General features: G+C 67.3%; 10 protein-coding genes. 7 read left to right on the top strand and 3 right to left on the bottom strand.

The window, feature by feature from the left end; all coding sequences use genetic code 11:
• Nucleotides 1–502 precede the first annotated feature (502 nt).
• The 7 genes from ACLJPD_RS00490 (at nucleotide 503) to ACLJPD_RS00460 (ending at nucleotide 22,367) form a co-directional block, all read left to right on the top strand.
• Nucleotides 503–18,649 carry an amino acid adenylation domain-containing protein gene (locus tag ACLJPD_RS00490; RefSeq protein ID WP_410869669.1) on the top strand — a complete coding sequence of 6,049 codons (18,147 nt, stop codon included), beginning with the start codon at nucleotides 503–505 and terminating at the stop codon, nucleotides 18,647–18,649.
• Between the two features lie 176 nt (nucleotides 18,650–18,825).
• Nucleotides 18,826–19,365 (top strand): biotin transporter BioY, encoded by a 540-nt coding sequence (locus ACLJPD_RS00485; protein ID WP_410871871.1) that lies wholly within the window; start codon nucleotides 18,826–18,828, stop codon nucleotides 19,363–19,365.
• Nucleotides 19,362–20,042, top strand: coding sequence for an energy-coupling factor ABC transporter ATP-binding protein (locus tag ACLJPD_RS00480; protein WP_410869668.1), 681 nt, complete (start codon nucleotides 19,362–19,364; stop codon nucleotides 20,040–20,042). The genes ACLJPD_RS00485 and ACLJPD_RS00480 overlap by 4 nt, the downstream gene beginning before the upstream one ends.
• Nucleotides 20,039–20,641: an energy-coupling factor transporter transmembrane component T family protein gene (locus ACLJPD_RS00475; protein WP_410869667.1), complete on the top strand. Its 603-nt coding sequence runs from the start codon at nucleotides 20,039–20,041 to the stop codon at nucleotides 20,639–20,641. The genes ACLJPD_RS00480 and ACLJPD_RS00475 overlap by 4 nt, the downstream gene beginning before the upstream one ends.
• A 41-nt stretch (nucleotides 20,642–20,682) precedes the next feature.
• Nucleotides 20,683–21,273, top strand: coding sequence for a TetR family transcriptional regulator C-terminal domain-containing protein (locus ACLJPD_RS00470; RefSeq protein ID WP_410869666.1), 591 nt, complete (start codon nucleotides 20,683–20,685; stop codon nucleotides 21,271–21,273).
• Between the two features lie 117 nt (nucleotides 21,274–21,390).
• A complete protein-coding gene (locus ACLJPD_RS00465; RefSeq protein ID WP_410869665.1) occupies nucleotides 21,391–22,131 on the top strand; it encodes an SDR family NAD(P)-dependent oxidoreductase in 741 nt (246 codons plus the stop codon).
• Nucleotides 22,071–22,367 (top strand): tautomerase family protein, encoded by a 297-nt coding sequence (locus ACLJPD_RS00460; RefSeq protein WP_410871870.1) that lies wholly within the window; start codon nucleotides 22,071–22,073, stop codon nucleotides 22,365–22,367. Before ACLJPD_RS00465 ends, ACLJPD_RS00460 begins: the two co-directional genes overlap by 61 nt.
• Before the next feature lie 37 nt (nucleotides 22,368–22,404).
• On the opposite strand, the gene ACLJPD_RS00455 is transcribed toward ACLJPD_RS00460, so the two are convergent.
• The 3 genes from ACLJPD_RS00455 to ACLJPD_RS00445 all read right to left on the bottom strand — a co-directional run bounded on the left by ACLJPD_RS00455 (nucleotide 22,405) and on the right by ACLJPD_RS00445 (nucleotide 25,415).
• Nucleotides 22,405–22,962 (bottom strand): hypothetical protein, encoded by a 558-nt coding sequence (locus tag ACLJPD_RS00455; protein WP_410869664.1) that lies wholly within the window; start codon nucleotides 22,960–22,962, stop codon nucleotides 22,405–22,407.
• Nucleotides 22,963–23,100: 138 nt separating this feature from the next.
• Nucleotides 23,101–24,303 (bottom strand): adenosylmethionine decarboxylase, encoded by a 1,203-nt coding sequence (gene speD, locus ACLJPD_RS00450; RefSeq protein WP_410869663.1) that lies wholly within the window; start codon nucleotides 24,301–24,303, stop codon nucleotides 23,101–23,103.
• An 8-nt stretch (nucleotides 24,304–24,311) separates the two neighbouring features.
• On the bottom strand, nucleotides 24,312–25,415 hold the full coding sequence (locus tag ACLJPD_RS00445; protein ID WP_410869662.1) for a type III PLP-dependent enzyme: 1,104 nt from the start codon (nucleotides 25,413–25,415) through the stop codon (nucleotides 24,312–24,314).
• Between the last annotated feature and the right edge of the window lie 103 nt (nucleotides 25,416–25,518).

The raw sequence follows: 25,518 nt of genomic DNA, 5'->3' as shown, positions 1-25,518 counted from the left end.
TTGTCGGTTATGTTCGGATAATCTGGTGTGACAGCGAGCTTGTTGTCAAGTCGGCAGCATTGCGGACAAATTTCGCAAAGTGGACTTTTCCCCCGCCCGATCCGAGGTGTAAGCGGAGAGTTTCACAACGCAAAGTAAATGGCTCACAATGACTCGGCAATGCAGCAATATGTCGACTGCTGCGGCCGGTCCTGAAATCACCACAGTTAACCATTGGCATTCCTGTGTGTCATATGTGCGGATCGACTCGTAATCGTGCTGAATTCGGTACCTGTTCCATGCGCTTCGGCGATCTGGCGGTGGGCGGATCACCGCGACGACCCACCCGCGAGGGCGTCGAGCGGAGGTAAGCGAGGTCGGGGGGCTATTCGGCACGGCTGCGAATTCCTAAACGTCCGATTCTGTCTTCGTGACCATGTTGCAAGGTCCCGGCAATCGAATCAGGCAACATTTCGGCTATATAATCGACCTCTTGAAGTGAGCGGTATCAACGGAGGTCGAAATGGGCCGAAAGAGTCGCGTCGATGGCAGTCAGGACCGGTCGAAGCGGTTGGAAATCGGCTCATTTCGTTCTCCCCGAAAAAAGGATCCGGGTAAGAACCCGCCATTCGAGATCCTTCCACTGACGGCGGCGCAGCAAGGGATCTGGTTCGCTCAGCACCTCACGGAATCGTCACCGATTTCTGTGGCCCAATACGTCGAGATCGTGGGCGAGTTGGATGCCGAGCTGCTTGCCGAGGCCTGCAGAACTGCCAGTCGCGAGTTCGGTTCAGGGCATACGCGACTGATCGAGGTCGACGGAGAGCCACGTCAGTTCGTCGACGAGGACCGTGGAGGTCCGGTATCGGTCATGGACTTGCGCCATCACGCCGGTCCGGTCGCGACTGCGCGAGCAATGATGGTTCAAGATTATTCCGCTCCGCTGAACGTGCTGAACGACGACCTCGTGACGAGCATTGTGTTCCAGGTCGGCGAGGACCATTTCCTGTGGTACCAGCGCGCGCACCATATCGCGCTCGACGGATTTGCCGCGGTAACGATGCTGCACCGGATGACCGAGCTGTACAACGCTTGGGTGAAGTCCGAGGAACCGCCACCTTGCGCGGCACAGGACCTGGGGGTCATCGTCGAGCAGGATCTGGCGTACCGGGATTCGACGCGTTTCGACAACGACCGCAGATACTGGCAGGAGCACCTGGCGGGCGCGCCGCCCGCTGTCAGCCTGGCCGGTCGCGTCGGCAAGCCCACCATTCATCCGGCGCTGGTCAGCACCGAACTGCCCGACGCCACCGCGCGTCTGCTGGAAAGCGTCGCGCTCGAACACGGTCAGAGCGTGGCTCCGACCATCGTCGCCGCGTTCGCCGCTTATCTCGCGCGGATGACCGGAAGCGATGAGGTGATGCTGAGCTTGCCGGTGTCGGGTCGGCACTCCGCTGTCCTGCGCCGTTCCGGGGGGATGGTGGCGAACGTGGTCCCACTGCGGGTGCGGGTCGCAGGCCGCAGCGTCGGTGAACTGATCACCGCTGTGCAGAGTGAGTTGACTAGCGCGCTTCGGCGGCAGCGCTACCGCCAGGAGGACATATTCCACGATATGGGGATCGCGCGCGACGAGGCGGCATCCTTCGGCCCGGCGGTGAACCTCATGATGATCGAGAACGAGGTGGTGCTCGGCAACACGACAGGCCGCCTGAACGTCCTCACGTCAGGCCCTACCGCCGACCTTTTCGTCAATATCTACCCGGGTGCGGGCCGAGAGAGTACACATATCGACTTCCAGGGAAATCCGAACGCCTACAGCCCGGACGAGCTCGCTGGTCACCACCGGCGGTTCCGTATGTTTCTGCACGAATTCCTCGCCGGGGGAGCGGGATGTCCGGTCCGCAGGTTGTCGCTGCTCGACGTAGCGGAGCGGTCTGCGCTGCCGCGGGTGCGGGGGGCGAGCGGGGTCCGGACACGACTGCTTCCGGAGATTCTGACCGAGAGCGCGGGCCGGAATCGTAGTGCGTGCGCGATCGTCTCGGCCGGGCAGACGATGACGTACGGCGAGCTGGACAGCAGATCCTCCCAGCTGGCCCGGCAGCTGAGCGCGCTGGGTTGTGGGCCGGACACGGCGGTGGCGATCATGCTGCGACGCTCGATCGAATCTGTCGTGGCGACGTGGGCGGTCGCCAAATGCGGGGCCGCGTTCGTCCAGTTGGCCCCCGAGTACCCGCGGAAGCGTTTGGAACACATGGTCGCCGACAGCGGCGCAGCCGTGGCGATCACGATCGACGCCTTGCGCGAGCGGCTCCCACCGACGATGCGTTCCGTGGTTCTCGATGACCCCGCAACTCGGGGGAATGACCCCGCCGCGAGCGGGCCGATTTCCGACCTCGACCGTATCCGCCCACTACGGCCGTCCGATATCGCCTATATCACCTATACCTCGGGATCCACCGGAGCGCCGAAAGGCGTCCAGGTCACGCACACCGGTCTCGCGAATCTGGTCGCCGACCGCGCCGCCACGTACGGAATCGACACGACCTCTCGGGTGTCCTATGCCCTCTCGCCCAGTTTCGACGCCTCCCTCGAACAATTTCTGACCTGCTTCGCGAGCGGATCCACGCTGGTGATCGTGCCGCCCGAGACGACCGGCGGCGAGCCGCTCACGCGACTGCTGGCCGACGAGCACGTGACCCACCTGACGCTGACGCCCACGATGCTGGCGACCGTGGACCCGCAGTCGGCGACGGACTTGCGAGTGCTCGTGGTCGGCGGCGACGTGTGTCCACCGCACGTCATCGAGCGGTGGACACCGTTGCTGTCCATGTACAACGAATACGGTCCCACCGAAGCCACGGTGACCGCCGTCGGCGCGACGCTCAGACCCGGCCACGCGCACCTGGTCGGTGGCCCCATTCGTGGCGTCTCGGCGATGGTGCTGGACCGAACGCTCCAACCGGTGCCCAAGGGCACCGCGGGCGAGCTGTATCTCGCCGGGCCGGGATTGGCCCGGGGATACAGCCATCTGTTCGTCGAAACCGCCGCGCGGTTCGTCGCGGATCCGTACGGCGACGCCGGCGAGCGGATGTACCGCACCGGCGACATCGCGCGCTGGACCGGCGACAACGCCGCGCTGACGCTGGAATTGACGGGGCGCGGCGACTTCCAGGTCAAGATCCGTGGATACCGGATCGAACCGGGTGAGATCGACGCCGTGCTCACCACACACGAGGACGTGGACCTCTCCGTGACGGTGCCGGTGCGCAACAACGCGGGCACGACCGTGCTGGCGTCCTATGTGGTCCCGGTCAGCGGCCGTCGGATCGAACCGCTCGAACTCCAGCGCTTCGCCCACGACTCGCTGCCGCCGCATATGGTCCCGGCGGTGATCCTCGCGTTGGACAGCCTCCCGGTGAACGCCTTCGGCAAGCTCGATCGCAGCGCTCTGCCGAAGCCGGAATTCGGGACCGCACCGGTCGGCCGGGCACCTGCCACCGTCCGGGAAAAGGCGGTCGCGAGTCTGTTCGCCGAGGTGCTCGGCGTGCCCCTCGTCGGGGCGGACGACAGCTTCTTCGCCCTTGGCGGCGACAGCATTCTGTCGATCCGGCTGGTGGCGCGGGCCAAGGCCGAGGGCCTGAGTTTCTCCACCCAGGACGTGTTCGTGCACAAGACCGTCGCGGCCTTGGCGGCCACGGCGACGGAAGTAAGCGATACCCCCGAGTTGGACGAGTTGCCCGGAGGTGGCGTAGGACAGATGCCGTTGTCGCCGATCATGTGCGCGATGCTCGATCGGGGTCACTACGACCGATTCGGGCAGGCCGCGCTCGTGCAGCTCCCCGAAGGGGTCGATCGAGCGGGCCTCGTGCGCGCGCTGGGAGCCCTGCTGGACCGCCACGACATGCTGCGCGCGGTATTGCGCGGCGATGCAATCGATCGGTACGTCGAGGTCCTCGAGCGGAAAGCGGTCGACCCGGACGCCGCGCTCGTCGATGTTCGGCTCGATCGACGTGACGCCGCCGAAGTCGACCGGCACCTGCAGCAGGCCGCGGATCGATTGGACCCGGGCGAAGGTGTGCTCGTTCAAGCCGTCTGGATGCGGGATCGCGACGGCTCAGGACCGGACCTGATGTGGCTGGTGATTCACCATCTCGCCGTCGACGTGGTGTCGTGGCGCATCATCCTCGCCGACCTCGCGCGGGCCTGGTCGCAGGTTTCCGACGGCGGCGAACCGGATTTCGGTCCGGTCACCACCTCGTTCCGGCGGTGGGCGCACGGCCTGGTGGAGCGGGCGCCGGGCAGACGGGCGGCGGAGCTCGACGTGTGGAAAGACGTACTCGCGCGAGGTGAGCAGCTACTCGGATCGCGCCGTCTGGTTCCGGATCGTGATGTCGGGGCCACGGCGGGCCGGGTACATCAGCGCATCCCGGCAGCGGTCACCGAGGCGGTTCTCACCACCATTCCGGACCGCTTCCACTGCAGCGCCAACGATCCGCTGCTCGCGGCCCTGGTACTGGCACTCGGTGCGTGGCGACGCAGGCGCGGTACGGCGGCGACCGTCGCAGAGTTGATCTCGCTGGAGGGACACGGCCGCGAGGAGCGGGCCGTACCCGGCGCCGATCTCAGCGGCACCGTGGGCTGGTTCACCACCCGCTTCCCGGTTCGGATCGAGTGGGACGGTGTCGACCTCGACGATGCGCTGGCCGGCGGCATCAGTGCTGGACTGGCGATAAAACAGGCGAAGGAGCAGTTACGTGCGGTGCCGAACAACGGCATCGGCTATCAGGTGCTGCGCCATCTCGGCAGTGCCGAGCTCGCGGACCTGCCCGAACCGCAGATCAGTTTCAACTACCTCGGGCGGGTGGGTGTCGGTGAACGCTCGGGGCCATGGGTACCCACCACCGAGTTCACCGCACTGACCGCGACGAGCGATCCGGGGATGGCGATGTCGGCCGTGCTCGATGTCAATGCGATCGCCGAGGAAGGTCGCGACGGGCTCGAACTCGACGTGACCTGGGAGTTCGCCTCGCAGGTGCTGGACAGCGAGGAGGTCGACGAGCTCGCCGGGCTGTGGGCTCGAGCCCTCGGGGCGCTCGCCGAGCACGTCCGATCCGGCAACGGATACGGCTTCACTCCCTCCGACTTCCCGCTCACCGCGGTATCGCAGCACGATGTCGACCACTGGCTGGCGGAATACCCGTCGATGATCGATGTGTGGCCGCTCACCGCCTTGCAGACCGGGCTGCTGTTCCACACGGTCTACGACCGGGACGGCGACGACGGCTACATCGTGCAGGCGGCGCTGACGTTTGCCGGGCAGGTGGACGGTGAGCGGATGCGGCGGGCCGCGCAGGTGCTCATCGACCGGCACGACAGCCTGCGGACCGCGTTCGTCGAGAGTGGCGATGGACCACGTCAGATCGTATTGCGCGACACCGAGGTCGATTGGGGCGAGTCGAGTATCACCGATATCAGCGATGTCGGCCGACGAGCGCGAGCACTTCGGCGACTCGCGACGGCGGCCGCGGCTCCGTTCGACCCGGCCCGCCCACCGCTGGTGCGTTTCCACCTCGTGCGCACCGACGTCGATACTTTCCAGTTGCTGGTCACGAACCATCACCTCGTGCTCGACGGCTGGTCGATGCCGCTGCTGATCCACGAGTTGCTCTCGTTGTACACATCCGACGGCGACACCGCCGAGCTCGCGCCCCCTCGTTCGTACCGCGAGTACCTGCGGTGGCTGCATGCGCAGGATCGCGACGCCGCAATCGCCGCGTGGCGGGAGATGCTCGCCGGAATCGACAGTCCGACGCGGGTCACGGGCACGCCGGATCGGACCGTCACCGCGCACGCCGGTGAAGTCGGCCTGAACCTGGACGCCGCGACCACCGCCGCGCTTCTCGATCTCGGCCGCTCACACGGCGTCACTGCCAATACGGCCCTGCAGGTGGCGTGGGCCTTGCTGGTGGCCGCCCTGACCGGACGGTCGGATGTGGTGTTCGGCAATACGATCGCGCACCGCCCGCCGCAGATTCCGGATATCGAGCGCATGGTGGGGCTGCTCGTCAACACGCTGCCCGTCCGAGTCCGCCTCGAACCCGACGAAACCGTCGGCGACCTGCTCGTCCGCGTGCAATCCGACCAGGCCGCGATGCTGGATCATCAGCACGTCGGCTTGGCGGAGCTGCAACGAGCCACCGGTATCACCGATATGTTCGACACCGCGACGGTGCTCGAATCCTATCCGCTCGACCGGGAACTGTTGGCGCGCAATCTCTCCGACGCCGGCTTGCGGTTCGTCGAGATCGACGCACACGACGCCACGCCGTACCCGCTGAGTTTGCAGGTGTCCCCGCCGCGGTCGAGTCGCGACGGCGGACCGGACACCGCCGACGAGCCCGGCACCTACACGGTGACGCTGAAATTCGCCACCGACCGATTCGATTCCGACGATGTCCGCACGCTGCTCGAACGATTCGAGCTCCTGCTCACGCAGATCGTCAGGCATCCCACCCGGAAGGTCGCCGCGATCTCCGCATGCTGGGATCCCGAACGAGCGGAACTGCTTTCGATCGGCAACGAGGAGCCCGCCGCCGAGCTCGTGCTGCGCGACATCCTGTGGGGGACCGCGCGCAAATATCCGGATGCCGTGGCTGTCCGGTGCGGTGACACCACGTGGACCTATCGTGAGCTGGAGCGTCGCGCCGACGGGTTCGCTCGCCTGCTGGCCGACCACGGTGCTCGCGCCGAGTCGATCGTCGCCTTGGCCGTTCCCCGTTCGGCCGAACTGGTGGTGGCGATCTGGGCGGTGGCGAGAACCGGTGCCGCCTTCCTGCCGTTGGATCCCGGCAATCCCGCCGCCCGGATCGAGGCGTTGTTATCGGACTCCCGGACCGGTCTCGGCGTGACGACCAGCGCTGTCGCACCACAGCTTCCGAACAGTGTCGATTGGTTGATTCTGGACGCTTCGGCTTCTCCTGAGGCTGCACCACGTCCGTCAGATTTCCCCACCGGGGCCGACCGGCTGTCGGCCGACAACGCGGCCTACGTGATCTATACGTCCGGATCGACCGGCACACCGAAGGCGGTCCACCTCAGCCACCGAGGCCTGGCCGACCTCGTCGCGGCGCAAGTCGATGCCTTCGGTGTCGGTACGGATTCGGTGGTGTTGCAGGTCGCGTCGCCGGGATTCGACGCCTGCCTGTCGGAGTTGCTGTTGGCGCACGGCAGTGGCGCCGGTCTCGTGGTGGCACCGCCGGAGGTCTACGCCGGGACCGACCTCGAGGAATTGCTTCGTGCGCAGCGGGTTTCGCACGCGATCATCACCCCGTCGGTGCTGAAGACCATGGATCCGTCCCGGACGCCGTCGCTGACATCGCTCGCGGTCGTCGGCGAAGCGACCGAGCCGGACACCGTGCACCGGTGGGGCCATGGGCGACGGCTGATGAATCACTACGGACCTACCGAGTGCACGATCTGGGCGACGGGGTCGGATGCCCTCGTACCCGGCGAGCCGGTGACGATCGGCGGCCCGATCCGGGGCGCGTCCGCGATCGTTCTCGACACATGGCTGAGACCGGTGCCGGTGGGTGTCGCGGGCGAACTCTATATCGGTGGGCCCGGACTTGCCCGCGGGTACGTCGATCGACCGGGCGTGACCGCGTCACGCTTCGTCGCGGATCCGCGATCCACCCGCGGTGAGCGGATCTACCGCACCGGCGATTCCGTGCGCTGGGTCCGCGGCCGCACCGGATCGGTCCTGGAATACCTGGGCCGATGCGATCAGCAGGTCAAGATTCACGGCCTGCGGATCGAGCCAGGGGAAATCGATGCCCACATGGCCCGGCACCCGGATGTGGGCAGCGTCGCCACCGTTGCGGTGAAAGGGCCTGCAGGCGAACCGGTTCTGGTGTCCTATGTCGTCGCCGCGCCGGGTGCCGCGGTGGACGTGGCGGCACTCGTCGACGATCTCTCGAGCTCGCTACCCCGCTATATGAATCCCGCGGCGATCGTGCGGCTCGAGGAGATGCCGCGCACGCCTACGGGTAAGACCGATCGGAAAGCATTGCAGCAGCGGGCTTTCGAATCCGATGTCACAGGCGGCAGGCCGCCGTCCACACCTACCGAGCAGGTGGTGGCGAAACTCTTCGCCGAGGTGCTCCATCTGGACACTGTGTCCGCCGACAGCAACTTCTTCGCCCTCGGCGGGGACAGTATCGTCTCGATGCGGCTGGTGGCGCTGGCCAGATCGGCCGGGCTCACGCTCACGCCGCGAGATGTCTTCGAAGGCAAGACAGTTGCGGCCCTCGCCGCGATGGCAGGCGGCGCTGCGGCTCCGGTGACGGATCACGCCTCGGACGCTCCGCTCGTCGCGCTCACACCACCCGACATTGCTCGGCTCGAGCAGCGGTACCACGGCCTGTCCGACGTATGGCCGTTGTCGCCCATGCAGTCCGGTGTGCACTTCCACTCGACGTTCGACCCGGACGCCGGGGACAACTACACCGTCCAGACGACGATCGGATTCTCCGGCGCGGTCGACGGTGAGCGCCTGCGCCGCGCCGCGCAGGCCGTGGTGGACCGGCACGACATCCTGCGGGCCGCCTTTGTGGAGACCGCGGCCGGGCCGTGCCAGATCGTGCTCGACCATGCCGAGGTCGGGTTCCGGGAGATCGATCTCGCCGGCGGTGGCGATGCGCAATCCCCGGCTGATCCGGGATCGATTGCCGCGGCGGACGCGGCGGCGGGATTCGACCTGTCGGCTCCGCCGCTCCTGCGCTTGACGCTGATCCGTCTCGACGCGGGGTCCTTCCGGCTGCTCGTCACGAATCACCATGTGATCCTGGACGGCTGGTCGATGCCGCTGCTGATGCGAGAACTGCTCGACTACTACGGGTCGCCCGACCATATCGACTCCGCCGGACCTGCTCCCTCCTATCGCGACTATCTGTCCTGGCTGGGTCGGCAGGACAGCGCCACATCCAAAGCGGCATGGGCGCAAGCTTTTTCGGATGTCGACGCCCCTACCCGGGTGTCCCGCGACGCGGGCACGACGGGTTCGGTATCCGCCGGCGAGGTCGGGGCCGAGCTGACGGCGGATCGTTTCGGAGAACTCCGTCGCGTGGCGGCCGAGACGGCCGTCACCATCAATACGGCGGTCGCCGCGGCCTGGGCCCTGAATCTGCGCGTACTGACCGGTGAGACCGATGTGATCTTCGGGTCCTCGGTGTCGGGACGGCCCCCGGAGCTGCCGCTGGTCGATCAGACGCTCGGCATGTTTCTGACTACGATTCCCGTGCGAGTCCCGCTCGAACCCACGATGACGGTGCGCGCGTTGCTGACCGGCATTCAGGCGCGGCACGCCGACATGCTGGAACATCACCATATCGGCCTACCGGAGATCCACCGCAGCGTCGGCCTGCCCGAACTCTTCGACACCGCCATCACTTTCCAGTCGTTCCCCGTCGACCGGACGGCACTGCAGCGACTCATCGATTCGGCGGGCCTGCGGGTGGACGAGCTCAGCGGTGTCGATGCGACGCCGTACCCGCTGAGCCTGGTCGTGGAACCGAAACAGTCCGAGCACGGTGAAGCACAGGGACTGCGGATCACCCTCCGATTCCACGACCGCGCATTCGACACCGCGGCGGCGCGCCGGATCCTCGACCGCTTCGTCGAGTTGCTCGGCCGGATCGCCGCGAACGCCGACGTACGGCTGGGCGAGCTGGCGCTCGACGAGGAACCGGGCCCGTCGTGGCCGGTTTCGGGTGCGGGACCGGCGATCCCGGACACGCTGGACCGGATACTCGCCGCCGGCGCTGCCGCCGAACCCGACGCGATCGCCGTGCGATGCGATGCGAACGACCTGACGTACCGGCAGCTCGACGAGCGATCCGCACGTCTGGCCCGGGCCATGCTGCGGCACGGTGTCCGGCCGGGACAGGTTGTCGCCGCTGTGCTTCCACGATCCCTGGCGGCGACCCTCGCCCTGTGGGCCGTGGCGAAGACCGGTGCCGCTTTCCTGCCGATAGACCCGACACTGCCAGCGGAGCGGATCGAATTTCTGCTGTCGGACTCGAAAACCGCGCTCGCGCTGACCGACACGTCCGCCGGGAAACGTCGCCCCGACGGCGTCGACTGGCTGATCCTCGACCAGGAACAGCTGCTCGACGCCGAGGACTCGGTTCCCGCTGTGCCGATCACCGATGCCGAACGCGGCGGACCGATTCGGCGGGATCAGACCGCGTACGTGAGTTACACCTCCGGGTCGACCGGTGTGCCCAAGGGCGTACTCGTCAGCCATCGCGGCCTGGCCGATATCGTCGCGGCGCAGCGGCGGATACTCGGCGTCGATCCGATGTCGGTGATACTGCAGGTCGCCTCGCCCAGTTTCGACGCCTCGGTGTTCGAGTTGTTGATGGCGCACGGCTCGGGCGGCCGACTGGTCGTCTCGCCCGCCGATGTCTACGCCGGACCCGAGCTGGCGGAACTGATCGGGCGCGAACATGTTTCGCATGCGGTGATCACTCCCTCGGCGCTGGCGACAGTCTCGAGCGACGGTCTCGACGGGCTGCGTGTACTGGCGACAGCCGGTGAGCCGGTCGGTGCCGAACTGGTCGATCGGTGGGCGCCGCATCGCACCATGGTCAATCTTTACGGGCCGAGCGAGACCACTATCTGGGCTACCGCCAGCGACGCACTGTCGCCCGGTGCCGCGATCACGATCGGCAGGCCGGTGGGCCCTGTCGCGACCATCGTCTTGGATACCTGGTTGCGGCCCGTGCCCCACGGTGTCGCGGGCGAGCTGTATCTGTTCGGCGCCGGTCTGGCCGAGGGGTACGCCGCGAGAATGGGGTTGACCGCGGCGCGGTTCGTCGCATGCCCGTTCGCGGAGCCGGGTCAGCGCATGTACCGCACCGGCGATGTGGTGCGCCGCGGCGCCGATGGTGCGATGGAATTCTTGGGGCGCAACGATTTTCAGGTGAAGGTGCACGGCACCAGGGTCGAGCTCGGGGAGATCGACGCGGTGCTCGGTGCGCGTGCGGATGTGGCCTATGCGGTCACGGTGCCGCGCCGCGACGGCGGGCGACCGGTGCTGCTGGTGTCCTATGTCGTACCCGCGACGGGCACGGAGGTGTCGGGCGAGGAGTTGCGAACGGCACTGGCCGCGGCGTTACCCCGGTACGCGGTGCCGTCCGCGGTGATGGTGCTCGACGAGGTGCCGCTGACCGTCAACGGGAAGCTCGATCGCGAGCGGTTGCCCGAGCCGCTTGCCGTCACGCGAGAATTCCGGGCGCCGTCGCCAGGGGTGGAAGAGCTGGTCGCGCTGACATTCGAGCAGGTGCTCGACGTGGACCGGGTGGGAGTCGACGACGACTTCTTCGCGCTTGGCGGCGATTCCCTGAGCGCCGCGATGGTAGTGGCGCGCCTGGGCGCGGCCCTGGACGCGCGCGTGCCGGTGCGGTCGGTTTTCGAGGCGCCGACTGTCGGCGGACTGGCCGGGCTCGCGGCGGCGGTCAGCGGCGGAGGCCGATTGCCCCTGCTGCCGGGCGTGCACCCCGACTCCGTGCCGCTGTCGCTGGCACAGCAGCGGATGTGGTTCCTCAACCGGTTCGAGCCGGACTCCGCGGTGCACAACATTCCGGTGATGCTGCGGTTGTCGGGACAGCTGGACACCGAAGCGCTGGCTGCCGCGCTCGCCGACGTGGTCGCGCGCCATGAAGTATTGCGGACGATATATCCCGAAGTCGCCGGTGAGCCACGGCAGGTCGTTCTCGACGAGCACCCGGTGCCGGTGATGTCGGTGCGAGTGGCGACGGATTCGGTCCCGGACGTGGTCGGCGAGTTCGTGCGCCGTGGATTCGATGTGACTGCCCGAGTGCCGATGCGCGTGGGATTGTTCGAGCTGGGCGCCGAGCGCGGCAGCGGCACAGCAGAATTCCTGCTGGTGCTGGTGGTCCATCACATCGCCGGCGACGGTCAGTCGATGGGCCCACTGGCCCGTGATGTGATGGTGGCCTATGTCGCGCGACGGGCCGGGCAGGCACCGCTGTGGGAACCGCTCGCTGTGCAGTACGCGGATTTCGCGTGGTGGCAGCGCCAGATGCTGGGGGCCGCGGACGATGCGGCGTCGTTGATGTCGGAGCAGCTGGAGTTCTGGCGCTCGACCCTCGCGGGTGCACCGGACCGGCTGGAACTACCGGCGGACCGCCCACGCCCGGCTGTCGCGTCGCTGTCGGGAGGCCGGGTACCGGTGGAGATCGGCGCGCGGCTGCACGAGCGGCTGGTCGCGCTGGCACGGTCGCGGGGGACGTCGCTGTTCATGGTGATGCACGCGGCGCTGGCAACAGTATTGGGGCGGCTCAGTGACAGCGATGACGTAGTGATCGGCACCCCGGTCGCGGGGCGGGGCGAGCCTGGTCTGGACGAGCTGGTCGGGATGTTCGTGAACACGCTGGCATTGCGGACCCGGGTGGACACGGGCGAGCCGTTCGCCGAGTTGCTGATGCGCACCCGGGAGACGGACCTGCTGGCGTTCGAGCACGCGGACGTGCCGTTCGAGCGCGTCGTGGAGGAGTTGAACCCGGAGCGATCGGCGGCGCGGCATCCGTTGTTCCAGGTGGCCTTGGCGTTCCAGAACGTGTCGACGGTCGATGTGGTGCTGCCCGACGTCCGGGTCGCGCGGGCGGATGTGGATACCGGGGCGATCCAGTTCGACCTGCAACTGGTGCTGGCCGAATCATCCGGCAATGCCGTTGTGGCGCAGGGTATGTCGGGAATACTGACCTACGCTCGGGATCTGTTCGACGAGGCGACCGCAGCGGCGATCGTCCGGCGGCTGGTGCGGGTACTGGAAGCCGTCGCCGACGATCCGGCCGTAGTGGTCGGCGATATCGACTGGCTGGAAGCCGACGAGCGTTCGGCGCTCACGTCGCGGGTCGGGGCACACGTCGTGGCGGACCTGGAGCCGTCCGGGCTGCTGCCGGAGGTGTTCACCTCGGCCGTCCGGGACAACGGCGACGGTCTCGCCGTCGTCGCGGGGGATGCCACGCTGTCGTATGCGCAGCTGGACGACCGATCGAGCAGGCTGGCGAGAATGCTGATCCGCCGTGGCGCCGGACCGGAGAACCCGGTGCTGGCGGCGGCAGCGCGGTCGACGGAGTCCGTCGTCGCATGGTGGGCGGTGGTGCGGTCGGGTGCGGCATACGTGCCGGTCGACCCGAGCTATCCCGCACACCGGATCGAGCAGATCGTGTCGGATTCCGGTGCGACGCTAGGGATTACGGTGTCGTCGGTGCGCGCCCAGCTACCCGATTCGGTGGACTGGATCGTGCTCGACGACCCGGCCGTCGCCGCGCAGCTCGACGCGGCGACGAGCGGCCCGATCGACGACGACGAGCGGACGCGGCCGCTGCGGGCCTCGGATGTCGCCTACGTGGTCTTCACCTCCGGATCCACCGGGGTGCCGAAGGGCGTCGCCATCACACATGCCGGCATCGCCGACTTCGTCTCGGGGCGGCGCGCCGACCGGCAACTCCAGCACACGTCCAGGGTGTTGCATTTCGCGTCACCGTCGTTCGACGCCGCACTGATGGAGATCCTGATCGCGGTCAGCCGGGCCGGTGCGTTGATCGTGGCGCCGACGGGGATCTACGGCGGCGCCGAGCTGGCCGAGTTCTTGCGCGTGCAGCGGGTCACCCACGCCTTCATCACCCCGGCCGCGCTCGCGTCGGTGGATCCGACCGGGTTGGACGACTTGCGGATGGTGATGTCCGGTGGTGAGGAGGTCCCGGCGGACCTGGTGAGCCGATGGGCGGGCACCGACCTCGCGGGCGCCCGGGAGTTCCAGGTGCTGTACGGGCCGACCGAGGCCACGATGCTCGCCACCGCGACGGGCGCACTGCGACCGGATGACCGGCCGACGATCGGTGCCCCGCTGCCGGGTATACAGGCGCTGGTTCTCGATGCCCGGCTGCGACCGGTGCCGGTGGGAGTGGCCGGCGAGTTGTATCTGGCGGGCCGGGCGCTGGCGCGCGGGTACCTGAACAAGCCGGCTACCGATGCGACGCGGTTCGTGGCGCATCCGTTCGGCGAACCGGGACGTCGCATGTACCGGACCGGTGATGTGGTGCGCTGGAATGTCGACGGCAACCTGGAGTTCTTGGGACGCAACGATTTCCAGGTGAAGATCCGTGGCTACCGGGTCGAGCTGGGCGAGATCGACGCGGCACTGAGCGCGCGGGCGGAGGTGGCGTACGCGGTCACGGTGCCGTGGCGTGTCGGTACGGGTCCGGCGCAGTTGGTGTCCTATGCGGTACCCGAAACCGGGGCGAGCCTGTCGGGTGAACAGTTGCGTGCGGCGTTGGTCGAAGTGCTGCCGTCGTACCTGGTGCCCGCCGCGGTGATGATCCTCGACGCGATCCCCCTGTCGCCGAATGGAAAGCTCGACCGCGCGGCCCTGCCCGCACCCGTTGTCCAGGCCAAGCGATTCCGGGCCCCGGTGTCACCGGTGGAGGAGATAGTGGCGGGCGTCTTCGCCGACATCCTCGGCGTCGACGGTCCCGTAGGCGCCGACGACGACTTCTTCGCCCTCGGTGGCAACAGCCTGGTGGCCACCCGGGTAGCCGCGCGGATCGGTGCCGCGCTCGACGCGACCATCCCGGTCTCGATGATCTTCGAGGCGCCGACGGTCGAAAGGTTGGCCGCGCGCGCCGAATCGCAGGCCGACACCGGTCGGGTAGCGCTGACCGCACAGCCACGGCCGCAGCGAATTCCCCTGTCGTACGCACAGCAGCGGATGTGGTTCCTGAACCAGCTCGAGCCCGGCTCGGCCGCCTACAGCATTCCGATCGTGCTGCGGCTGTCCGGACAGCTGAATCTCGACGCGCTGCGCGTGGCGATCGAGGAGGTGCTGGACCGGCACGAAGTACTGCGGACGGTCTACCCCTATTTCGAGGGTGAGCCGACCCAGCTCGTGCTTCCCGCCGCCGAGGCATTCGCGCCGATGACCGTGACCTCGGTCGCGGAACCCGAACTGGCCGAGACGTTGTCGGCGTTCGTCTCGACGGTGTTCGATGTGACGGTCGAGGCGCCGGTGCGGGCACGGTTGTACGAGCTCGGGCCGAACGAGTGGGTCCTGGCCGTGGTGGTGCACCACATTTCCTGCGACGGGTCCTCACTCGGCCCGCTGGCACGGGACGTGATGGCCGCGTACACCGCACACCTGCTCGGGAAGACGCCGAGCTGGCCGGTGCTGCCGGTGCAGTACGCCGACTACGCGATCTGGCAGCGGACGGTGCTGGGGTCCGAAGACGATCCCGAATCGGTGCTACACGCCCAGATCGACTACTGGACACTCGAATTGGCGGAGCTTCCGGTGTTGCTGGAGCTACCGACCGACCGACCGCGTCCGCACGTGCGGACCCATGCGGGCGCGAGCGTACCGATAGCCATCGATGCCGATCTGCACGCGGGATTACAGCAGGTCGCGCGAGCGCACAACACGACGCTGTTCATGGTCTTCCACGCTGCGCTCGCGGCCACGCTGGCCCGGCTGGCCGATACCGACGATATAGCGATCGGCACACCGTACGCGGGGCGCGGCGAGCCCGAACTCGACGATCTGGTCGGGATGTTCGTCAACACCCTGGTGTTGCGGACCCGGTTGACGCCGGGGATGACGTTCACCCAGCTTCTCGAACAACAGCGCGGAACCGATCTGGCCGCGTTCGGGCACGCCGATGTTCCGTTCGAGCGTCTGGTGCAGGAGTTGAACCCGGTGCGGTCGCACGACCGTCATCCACTGTTCCAGGTGATGCTGGCATTCCAGAACGTTGCCGGGGCCCAGTTCGAACTTCCGGGGCTCTCGGCGTCGGCCATGACTGCCGACACCGATATCGCCCTGTTCGATCTGCTGATCACGATGTCGGATTCCTATGACTCCGCCGGTGGCCCGGCCGGTATCAGCGGCGGGGTGATCTACGCGAGCGACCTCTTCGACGCGACGACAGCGACAGCGATCGTCGATCGCCTGCTGCGATCGCTCGGCGCGCTGGTGACCGATTCGACACAGCCGGTACACGAGGTGGATCTCCTCGGCGCCGACGAACGGGAAACCATTCTGACGCAGTGGAATTCGACCGATCGCAGCCGTCCTGCCGGCGAGACGCTCGCCGCCGTCTTCGCCCACTCCGTGCAGGCGCACGCGGACCGGCCCGCGGTGACAGCCGCCGAACAGACGTTGACCTATGCGGAATTCGCGTCCCGCGTAAACCGGTTGGCGCGGTGGTTGATCTCCCGCGGAGTGGGTCCGGAGTCGTTGGTGGCGCTGCGGATGCGGCGCTCACTGGACCAGGTCACCGCCATCTACGCGGTGCACGCCGCCGGCGGCGGGTACGTGCCGGTCGATCCGGACCTGCCGGCAGACCGCATCGCCTACATGCTGGCCATCGCCGCACCGGCGCTGGAACTGTCGTCTCTCGATGGGCTGGAGCTGTCCGGATTCGATGACGCGCCGGTCACCGACGCCGATCGGCTCGCACCGCTGCGATCGCACAACGTCGCGTACGTACTCTTCACTTCGGGGTCGACCGGTCGACCGAAGGGTGTTGCGGTATCGCACTGTTCGGTGGTCAACCAGGTGCGGTGGGTCAACGAGACCTACGAGCTGACGCCGAAGGACGTGGTGCTGCAGAAGTCTCCGGCCACGTTCGACATGTCGGTGTGGGAGCTGTTCGCGCCACTGGCAGTGGGCGCGCGGCTGGTGATCGCGCGGGCCTACGGGCACACCGACCCGGCCTATCTGACCGAAACCATTGCCGCACAGCGGGTCACGTTCACCGCCCTCGTGCCGTCGATGCTGGCGGTACTCGCGGACATGGCGCCAGCGGAGTCGCTCGAGTCGGTGCGAACGCTGCTGGTGGGTGGTGAGGCATTCGGCCCCGAGACGTTGGCCGCGGCACGGCGAATAATGCCCGGGGTCGGGTTGCACAATCTGTACGGGCCGACCGAGTGCACCGTGTGCGCGACCGCGCATCGGGTGACCGAGGCCGAGAGCGGGAACATGCCGATCGGCTCACCGGTATGGAACACGCGGGCATACGTACTCGACAACCGGTTACATCCGGTACCGCCCGGCGTCGCCGGGGAGCTGTACTTGGCGGGCACCCAGCTCGCGCGCGGCTACCAGTCACGGCCGGGCCTCACCGCGGAACGGTTCGTGCCCGACCCGTACGGCGACGGCCGACGCCTGTACCGCACCGGCGACCTGGTGCGCTGGCGCCGGACGGGCGAACTGGATTACCTGGGCCGCACCGATCTCCAGGTGAAGCTGCGTGGCCTGCGTATCGAACTCGGCGAAATCGAGGCAGTACTCGCCGAGCACCCCGGCATCGCCCGGGCGATCGCTGTGGTGCGCCCCATCGGTGTGATGGAGCACCTCGTCGCCTACGTCGTGCCCTCCGCGGGCGCCACGGTCCATACCGAGGCGCTTTCGGCGCACGCGGCGACCAAACTTCCCGACTACATGGTGCCCGCCACGATCATGGTGCTCGACACGGTGCCCCTCCACACGTCGGGCAAGCTGGACCCGTTGCGGCTACCGGAGCCGGTGATCGCGGCAGCGGAGTTCAGGGAGCCGTCGTCGTGGCTGGAAGGCGAGGTCGCACGGGCCTTCGGGACGGTACTCGGCGTGGACCGGGTTGGCGCGGATGACGACTTCTACGCATTGGGTGGTAACTCGCTGAAGTCGGTGCAGGTGGTGAGCGAGTTGCGCAAGGAACTCGACTACGAGGTTCCGATCAGCTGGATGTTGTCCGATCCCTGCCCCGCCGACCTGGCGAAGCGGATCGAATCCAGAATCGACTCCGATCCCACCGTCGACGGGACCGATGTCGGCTTCGACACGCTGCTGCCGATTCGCACCGGTGGTGAGCGAGCCCCGCTGTTCTGTATCCACCCGGCGTTGGGCCTGTCGTGGTGTTACCGCACACTCGACCGCTACCTCTCCGACGATCGACCGATCTACGGCATCCAAGCGCCACAGATCGGCGGTGAGATGCCCGGTCCCACCTCGATCGAAGACATGGCCGCTCGCTACTTCGACGAGATTCGCGCGGTGCAGCCACACGGCCCCTATCACCTCCTCGGCTGGTCACTGGGTGGTGCGATCGCCCATACCATCGCTGTCCAGATGCGCGCTGCCGGTGAGCAGGTCGCGCTGCTGGCACTGTTGGACGCCGAGGTGGGCGGTGTCGACGAGTCGACGTTGCGCGCTGTCACGGCAGGCGAGCTGATCAGCAATCTCGGCCCGGTCATGGGCGTCGATTTCGTCAGCCCCGACGCGACTGCCGAGGAGGCCGCCGAGCTGATCGAACGGCACCTGGGGGCCAGCCTCGGTATCGACGCCGCCCGGATCCAGCGCCTGACCGATGCCTACAACCTGGCGATCCGGGCAGCCGGTGCGTGGCATCCCGCGGTCTTGGACAGCGACATGCTCTATTTCACCGCGACCCGCGAACGGCGCTCCGATGCCACGGGTCACCAGGGATGGGCGCGGGTGGTCCGCGGGCAGATGTCGATTTTCGACATCGATGCGACCCACCTCGCAATGACCCAACCGGGTGCGATCGCCGACATCGCCCGGATTCTCAACGCGCGACTGGATCGATAACCGCGTTATCTCTCGGCGAGGTGGCCCACCTGGCGGCCCGGTTCGGTGCCTGCGGTCGCGACGCCAACCTGGTCGCCTGCTATTTTGAACGTCGTTCAATTCTGTAGCGAAGGAAGTCTGCCGTGCCCGAAGTCGAGAAATCCCCGAAGCGGGCAACCGGATTCACCGCACGGGACATGGCGCAGATCGCGGTGTTCGCGGCCCTGATCGCCGCCCTCGGCCTGCCCGGTGCGATCACCGTCGGGTTCAGCGGGGTGCCGATCACGCTGCAGACGCTCGGGGTGATCCTCACCGGTGCGATCCTGGGCGCCCGCAAAGGCACGGCCGCGGTGGCGGTGTTCATCGCGCTGACGATGATCGGGCTGCCACTGCTCTCCGGTGGCCGCACCGGACTCACCGCGCTGGCCTCGCCAACGGCCGGTTACCTGATCGGCTGGATTCCGGCGACGCTGGTCATCGGGCTGCTCACCGCGATGATCCTGCCGAAGTATCCGATCGTGTTCGGCCTACTGATCAACGCCCTCGGCGGCATCGTGATCATCTACCTGTTCGGCACCGCCGGACTGCTGGTGCGCACCGATCTGAGCCTCTGGGCGGCGGTGTCGACCAACTTCGCGTTCCTGCCCGGTGACCTGGCCAAGGTCGTGATCGCCACGGTCGTCGCGAAGGGTGTGCATCGCGCGTATCCCGGGCTGATCGGTTCCCCGACGTCGTGAGCGAGATCGTCGTCAGCGCGGTCGGGCACCGTTTCGGTGAGCGGACCGTGCTGCGCGATATCGACCTGCGGATCACCGAACGCCGGGTCGGCTTCATCGGGGCCAACGGGTCGGGCAAATCAACGCTGGCCCGCATGCTCAACGGCCTGCTGAAGCCGACCACCGGCACGGTCACCGTCGACGGGCTCGACGTCGCCCGTAAGGGCGCGCAGGTGCGGCGCAAGGTCGGTTTCGTGTTCACCGACCCCGACACCCAGATCGTGATGCCGACGGTCGCCGAAGACCTCGCGTTCTCCCTGCGCCGCAGCGGCCTGAGCAAGGCCGAGATCGCGGAACGGGTGCAGCGGATGCTCGATCGCTTCGGCCTCGCCGCCCACCCCGACCATCCGGCGCACCTGCTCTCCGGCGGACAGAAGCAACTACTCGCCATCGGTTCCGCGCTGATCCGCGAGCCCGAGGTGATCGTCGCCGACGAACCGACCACGCTGCTCGATCTGCGCAACGCACGGCGGGTATCGCAGGCGCTGAACTCCCTCGATCAGCAGGTGATCGTGGTGACCCACCAGCTCGGACTGCTCGACGGATTCGATCGAGTCGTGGTGCTGGACAACGGTTGCGTCGTTTTCGACGGCCACCCGGTGGCGGCGATCGACGCGTATCGGCAACTGATCGAATGATCGGCCTGTATTGCCCCGGCGACTCGCTGCTGCACCGGATACCCGCCGGGGTGAAGCTGGCGCTGTTGCTGGTCTCGATCCTGGCGATGACGGTATTCGTTCGTGGTCCGCTCGGTGTGCTGGTCGTCGTGGCGCTGGTGGCCGGTCTGTTCGCGCTCGCCCGCGTCTCCTGGCGGGTGGCCTTCGCCCAGGTGCGCCCGGTGCTGTGGATGACCGCGATCATCGGGGTGTTCCAGCTGCTCACCACCTCACCGCAGCGGGCCGTGGTGGTGTGCGGGGTATTGCTCGTGTCGGTGGCCCTCGCGGCCCTGGTCACGGTGACCACGCGCGTGACCGCCATGCTCGACGCCCTGACCCGTGCACTCGGACCGCTGCGTCGTGTCGGCGTGAACCCGGAGCGGGTGAGTCTGCTTCTGGCCCTTGCCATTCGGTGTGTTCCGCTGCTGACACAGATCGTCAACGAGGTCGGTGAGGCGCGGCGGGCGCGAGGGGTGTCGTGGTCGGCGACCGCACTGGTCACGCCCGTGCTGGTGCGGGCATTGCGGACCGCCGACGCGATGGGGGAAGCCCTGGCCGCACGCGGTGTCGATGACGACTGAGGACTTGCTATTCCTAGACGACCGGTCGTATAGTTCTTCGCATGGCACGACCTCGGCGCAGCGACGACACGAGAGCGCTCCTCATCGAGGAGGGCGCCGTCGGCCTGCTGTCCAACGGCTATCACGGTACCGGCATCAAGCAGGTGCTCGACAAGGTCGGGGTGCCGAAGGGCTCGTTCTACAACTACTTCGACAGCAAGGAGAGCTTCGCGCAGGCGGTCATCGAGCATCACTCACAGTGCGTGCAGCGCAATCTCGCCGCCGCCTTCGCCGCGGCACCGGACCCGCTCAGCGGTATCCGCGCCTTCTTCGCGAACCTGACCGACGATTTCGTCGCCGCCGAGTACACCGGCGGCTGCCTGATCGCCAACCTCGGTGGGGAACTGGAAGGCAGTGAGCTGCTGCGGAAGTCGTTATCGAATGCCTGGGCGGTCTGGCGCGACGGCATCGCCGGCGCCTTGCGCGAGGCGCAGGCGCAGGGCACCGTGCGCGCCGACATCGACGCCGTGGATCTGGCGGATCTGCTCCTCGAATCCTGGGAGGGCGCGGTGATCCGGATGAAGATCGACCGCACCGTCGAGCCGCTCGACAAATGCCTGCGCCGCCTGCTCGACGACTACTTCCGGCCCTAACACCCGTCGGCGCCGATCCGGTGCGGACCTGACCAGCATGGTCGACCCGCGGGGCGACCCCTTTTTCGGTCGCTATTAAAAGACGACCGGTCGTATATCCATCGAAAGGATCAGCTCATGTCCACATTGAAGACGGTCGTGGTGACCGGCGGTTCCAGCGGCATCGGGCGTGATGTCGCCCGCGCTCTCGTCGCCCGCGGTGACAATGTCGTCCTCGGCGGGCGCGACGCGGACAAGCTCGCCGTGGTCGCCGCCGAACTGGCCGCGCCCGAACAGGTGGCTACGGTGGTCGGTGACATCGCCTCGCCCGCAACGGGTTCGGCGTACGTGCGCACCGCCCTCGACCGGTTCGGCCGGATCGACGCGCTGATCAACAGCGCGGGTGTCTTCGGCGCCACACCGTTCGTCGACGTCACCGAGGCCGAACTCGATCGCTACCTCGGCGGCAACCTCAAGGGCACCTACTTCACCAGCCAGGCCGTCGTTCGGCAGCTGCTCGCCCAGGGGGAGGGCGGCAGCATCGTCAACATCGGCACGGTGCTGATCGACCACGCCCTCGCCGGTCTGCCCGCCTCGGCCGCGCTCATCAGCAAGGGCGGCGTGCACGCGCTCACCACCAGCCTGGCCGCCGAATTCGCGTCCGCCGGTATCCGGGTGAACGCGGTGGCTCCCGGCATCATCCGCACCCCACTGTTCGGCGACGGTGACGAGCGCGCGTCGGGAGCGCTGGCGCTGCTGAACCGGCTCGGCGAGGTCGCCGACACCACCGCGGCCGTGCTGTATCTCACCGACGCCGAATTCGTCACCGGCCACATCCTGCCCGTCGACGGCGGCTTCATTTCCGGTCGCGCGGCCTGAAACACCATCGAAAGGACACGCTCATGCCGTACGTGAACATCAAGGTCACCGATGAAAGGGTCACCACCGAGCAGAAGGCGCAGCTCATCAAGGGCGTCACCGATCTGCTCTTCGATGTGCTCGGCAAGGATCCCAACCTCACCTTCGTGGTGATCGACGAAGTGCCACTCACGGATTGGGGTGTGGGCGGGCTGAACGTCGCCGAGTACCGGGCGAAGCGCGCGGCCAAGGGCTGAGTTGATCGGTGAGCCGGAATTCGCCCGGCTCACCGACTCAGGCGGGTCCGTCGAACGGCACCGAGGCGTCGAGTGCGAACCAGCCCATGGGGATTCGCCTGCCCCGGGCCGAGAAATAGCTCGGGCCCAGCCACAGGTCCGGCTCGATCTCGCGCAGTTCGTCATAGATCCGCCGGGCGGGCCTACGGGATCCGACACGGAGATCGTCATAGTCGAAGAGCACTGCCGGTCGCCCGTCGATCACCGAATCGCCCACCGTGGCAATGAAATTCAATGCCCGCAACCCGCCGAGCAGACGAAAGACATTGTGGCCGAACGCCACCGCGCCCACGTGACGAAACGACTTGGCCACCCAGAAGTACGACGGCCGAGCCATCACCGGCCCCAGCAGTCGCTCGCCCGAGCCGGGGAACGAACGCATCGTCACGTCGCCGTCGAGTCGCGCGAAGTCGGTCGCTGTCACGTCGGGCGCCCCGGCGAACAGCCCGTGAAATTCGGTGTTTCCCGCTGCCGACAGCGCGTCCAGGCGAGGTCGGTGGTCGGACGGGCGGCGGACCGGCATCAGACCGTACGTGGACAAGGGTGTCGGTTTCATGGGCGGACTCGATTCTGTCGAAACTCGGTCCTCGCATGGTGCCAAGCGAAGCCGCCCGCCGGTGCCGGTTTCGCCGGAGCAGACGACAACGGGCCGGGACGCGTGCTGCGTCTCGGCCCGTTGTCGGTGCGGTTGCGCCTAGCCGCGCAGGGCGTACGGCTCGATCGCGCCGCGCTCCAGTGCTCGCGCGTCGATGGTCTCGGCGCGGTAGGGGAGCAGGGCGAGGCGGTCGCGCATGCCGCGGACCGGATCGTCGATCTTCTCGTTCAGGCCGAACAGGAAGGTCCACTCGTGCTCGTCGCTGCCGTAGGGGACCACGGTGGCGAACTGCTCCTGGAAACGACCCCACGAACGCTTCAGCGTTTCGTTGCGCCACATGGTCGCGCAACCCGCCTGGGCCGTCAGGACGCCACCGGGCGCCAGCAATTCCTTACATCGGGACAGGAACTCCGGCTCGTAGAGGCGGTTGTGCTGGGCGTCCTCGACGCGCTCGTCGGGCAGATCGATGACGATCACGTCGTAGCGGGTGCCTGCTTTCTGCGCGTTCGCCAGGAAATCCCAGCCGTCGGCGTAGTGCACGTGGATCGGGCCCTCGTGCCTGACGGCCGCGCTCAGTTCGGTGGTGGTGTAGCCGTAGGGCAGGTGCTCGGCACACAGCTCCACTTCGCGCTGGTCGATATCGACATGGTCGACCAGGGTCGCCCCGGCCGCCACCGACATCTGCGAGGCCACCCCTTCACCCGAACCGATGATCAGCACCCGATCGAGCTTCTCGGCCAGCACGAACGCCGGGACCATCATGGCCTCGTGGTAGGTGACCTGGGAGAACTCGGTGGACTGACGATCGTCGTCGGAGAACAGGGAGATGCCCTGATCGGTCCGCGCGATCACCATGTGCTGGAACGGGGTGTTCGTATCGATGATCACCTCGTGCAGATCCCAGATCCGGGTCAGGCCGTCGCCCACCGGTTCGTAGATCTTCTCGGCGCCGTGGCCACGCTGGACCGTCTGCATCCGAACAGTGGTGGGGGACAACTTGTCTCGGAGCAGATCGACTGCTTTCGTCGCGCCCGCACCGATGCTGCCGCAGGTGAAGACGTCGACGAAGATGTCGCCGGACTCCGGATAAGTGTGAATCGAGGCGTGAGACTCCGCCAACAGCGCGAGGACGGTCACCCCCTGCGGATCGAACTTTTTGTGGACGACTTCGCAGATGGTGACGCCTGCCGCGAGCAGAGATTCACGCAACGCCGATTCGAGTCGTTCGAGATCGTCACACAGGGCTGTGTCGACGCCACCGAACTCGGCCAGCACGTGCCAACCGGTGAATTCCGCCGTCATGGGCAAACTCACTCTCGCTCAGCGCCCGAGACATGAACGGTCAAGGGCGGAAAACCATTGAAGGACACCGACGAATAACTCGCGGTATAAGCGCCGGTGTGCAGGATCTGAATCCGGTCACCGGCTCGCAACGTGGTCGGCAGAAGGACCTTCGTGCGTTGATACAGTACATCGTCGCCGTCGCAGGTCGGACCCGCGACCACCGCCTCGTCGACCGGATCGCCGTCGCGATCGGTGACGAAACGGTAAGCGATGTACTCGTTCTCGGTCTCGGCCATACCGTTGTATCGGCCGATGTCGAGATACACCCAGCGCCGGCCGTCCGGCGCGAAACGCACGCCGACGACCTCGGCGTGCACGGTGCCCGCGTTACCCACCAGCGCACGGCCGGGTTCGGTGATCAGGCCGGTGGCCGCGGGCAGGAACTCGGCGGCGGCAGCTCCGATGGCGGCCGCGATCGCGTCGAGTTCGGGGGCTGCGTCGGCGTAGGAGATCGGCAGGCCGCCGCCCACGTTCACCGCGCTGACGTGAATGTCCTTGTCCGCCAAGGCTTGCACGATCTCACCGGCCTGCTCGATACCGATCCGCCACGCGGCCGGGTCGAGCTGCTGGGAGCCGACGTGAAAGTACGGGCCCCCGACCGTCAGACCGAGATCGCGGGCGCGCACCAGCAGACGCAGGGCCTCGGCGGGCGCGCAGCCGAACTTGGTGCCGAACGGGGTCCGTGATTCGGGGGCGCTCGACAGGAACCGGCATTCGACCTCGGCGCCCGGTGCGTGCTCGGCGATCCGGTCGAGATCGTCTTCGGTGTCGAAGGCGTAGCGGCGCACCCCGAGAGCGAAGGCGCGCGCGATGTGGGCGCTCTTCTTGATCGGGTTGCCGTAGCAGAGCCGCTCGGGGGCGACGCCGAGGTCGAGGCACTGGTCGATTTCGCCGATGCTGGCGACGTCGAATTCGGCGCCCTCGTCGTCGAGCAGGGTGATCAGTTCCGCCACCGGTGCCGCCTTGACCGCGTACCTGATCCTGGTGCCGACAGGGAGGGCGGCGTCGAGGGTTCGGTAGTTGACACGTACCCGCTCGGGGTCGATCACAAGGTACGGGGATTCGGGCACGGTGAACTTTCTCCTCGGGGGCCGGGAGAGACTATCAGCGGCGCCTACCCAACAACGAATCCGTCAAACATTCGTCACAGACGTCATAGACAGCCGGTATTAC

The organism is Nocardia sp. A7 (assembly GCF_046549215.1).
In the GTDB taxonomy this organism is placed as follows: domain Bacteria; phylum Actinomycetota; class Actinomycetes; order Mycobacteriales; family Mycobacteriaceae; genus Nocardia.
The sequence above is the reverse complement of the archived record's forward strand: the minus strand, read 5'-3'. Positions and strand labels throughout refer to the sequence as shown.

Excerpts from the sequence above, each read along its gene's own strand:
- ACLJPD_RS00490 (WP_410869669.1), top strand. The coding sequence starts at position 503 with ATGGGCCGAAAGAGTCGCGTCGATGGCAGTCAGGACCGGTCGAAGCGG.
- ACLJPD_RS00485 (WP_410871871.1), top strand. The coding sequence starts at position 18,826 with ATGGCGCAGATCGCGGTGTTCGCGGCCCTGATCGCCGCCCTCGGCCTG.
- ACLJPD_RS00475 (WP_410869667.1), top strand. The coding sequence starts at position 20,039 with ATGATCGGCCTGTATTGCCCCGGCGACTCGCTGCTGCACCGGATACCC.
- ACLJPD_RS00470 (WP_410869666.1), top strand. The coding sequence starts at position 20,683 with ATGGCACGACCTCGGCGCAGCGACGACACGAGAGCGCTCCTCATCGAG.
- ACLJPD_RS00465 (WP_410869665.1), top strand. The coding sequence starts at position 21,391 with ATGTCCACATTGAAGACGGTCGTGGTGACCGGCGGTTCCAGCGGCATC.
- ACLJPD_RS00455 (WP_410869664.1), bottom strand. The coding sequence starts at position 22,962 with ATGAAACCGACACCCTTGTCCACGTACGGTCTGATGCCGGTCCGCCGC.
- speD (WP_410869663.1), bottom strand. The coding sequence starts at position 24,303 with ATGACGGCGGAATTCACCGGTTGGCACGTGCTGGCCGAGTTCGGTGGC.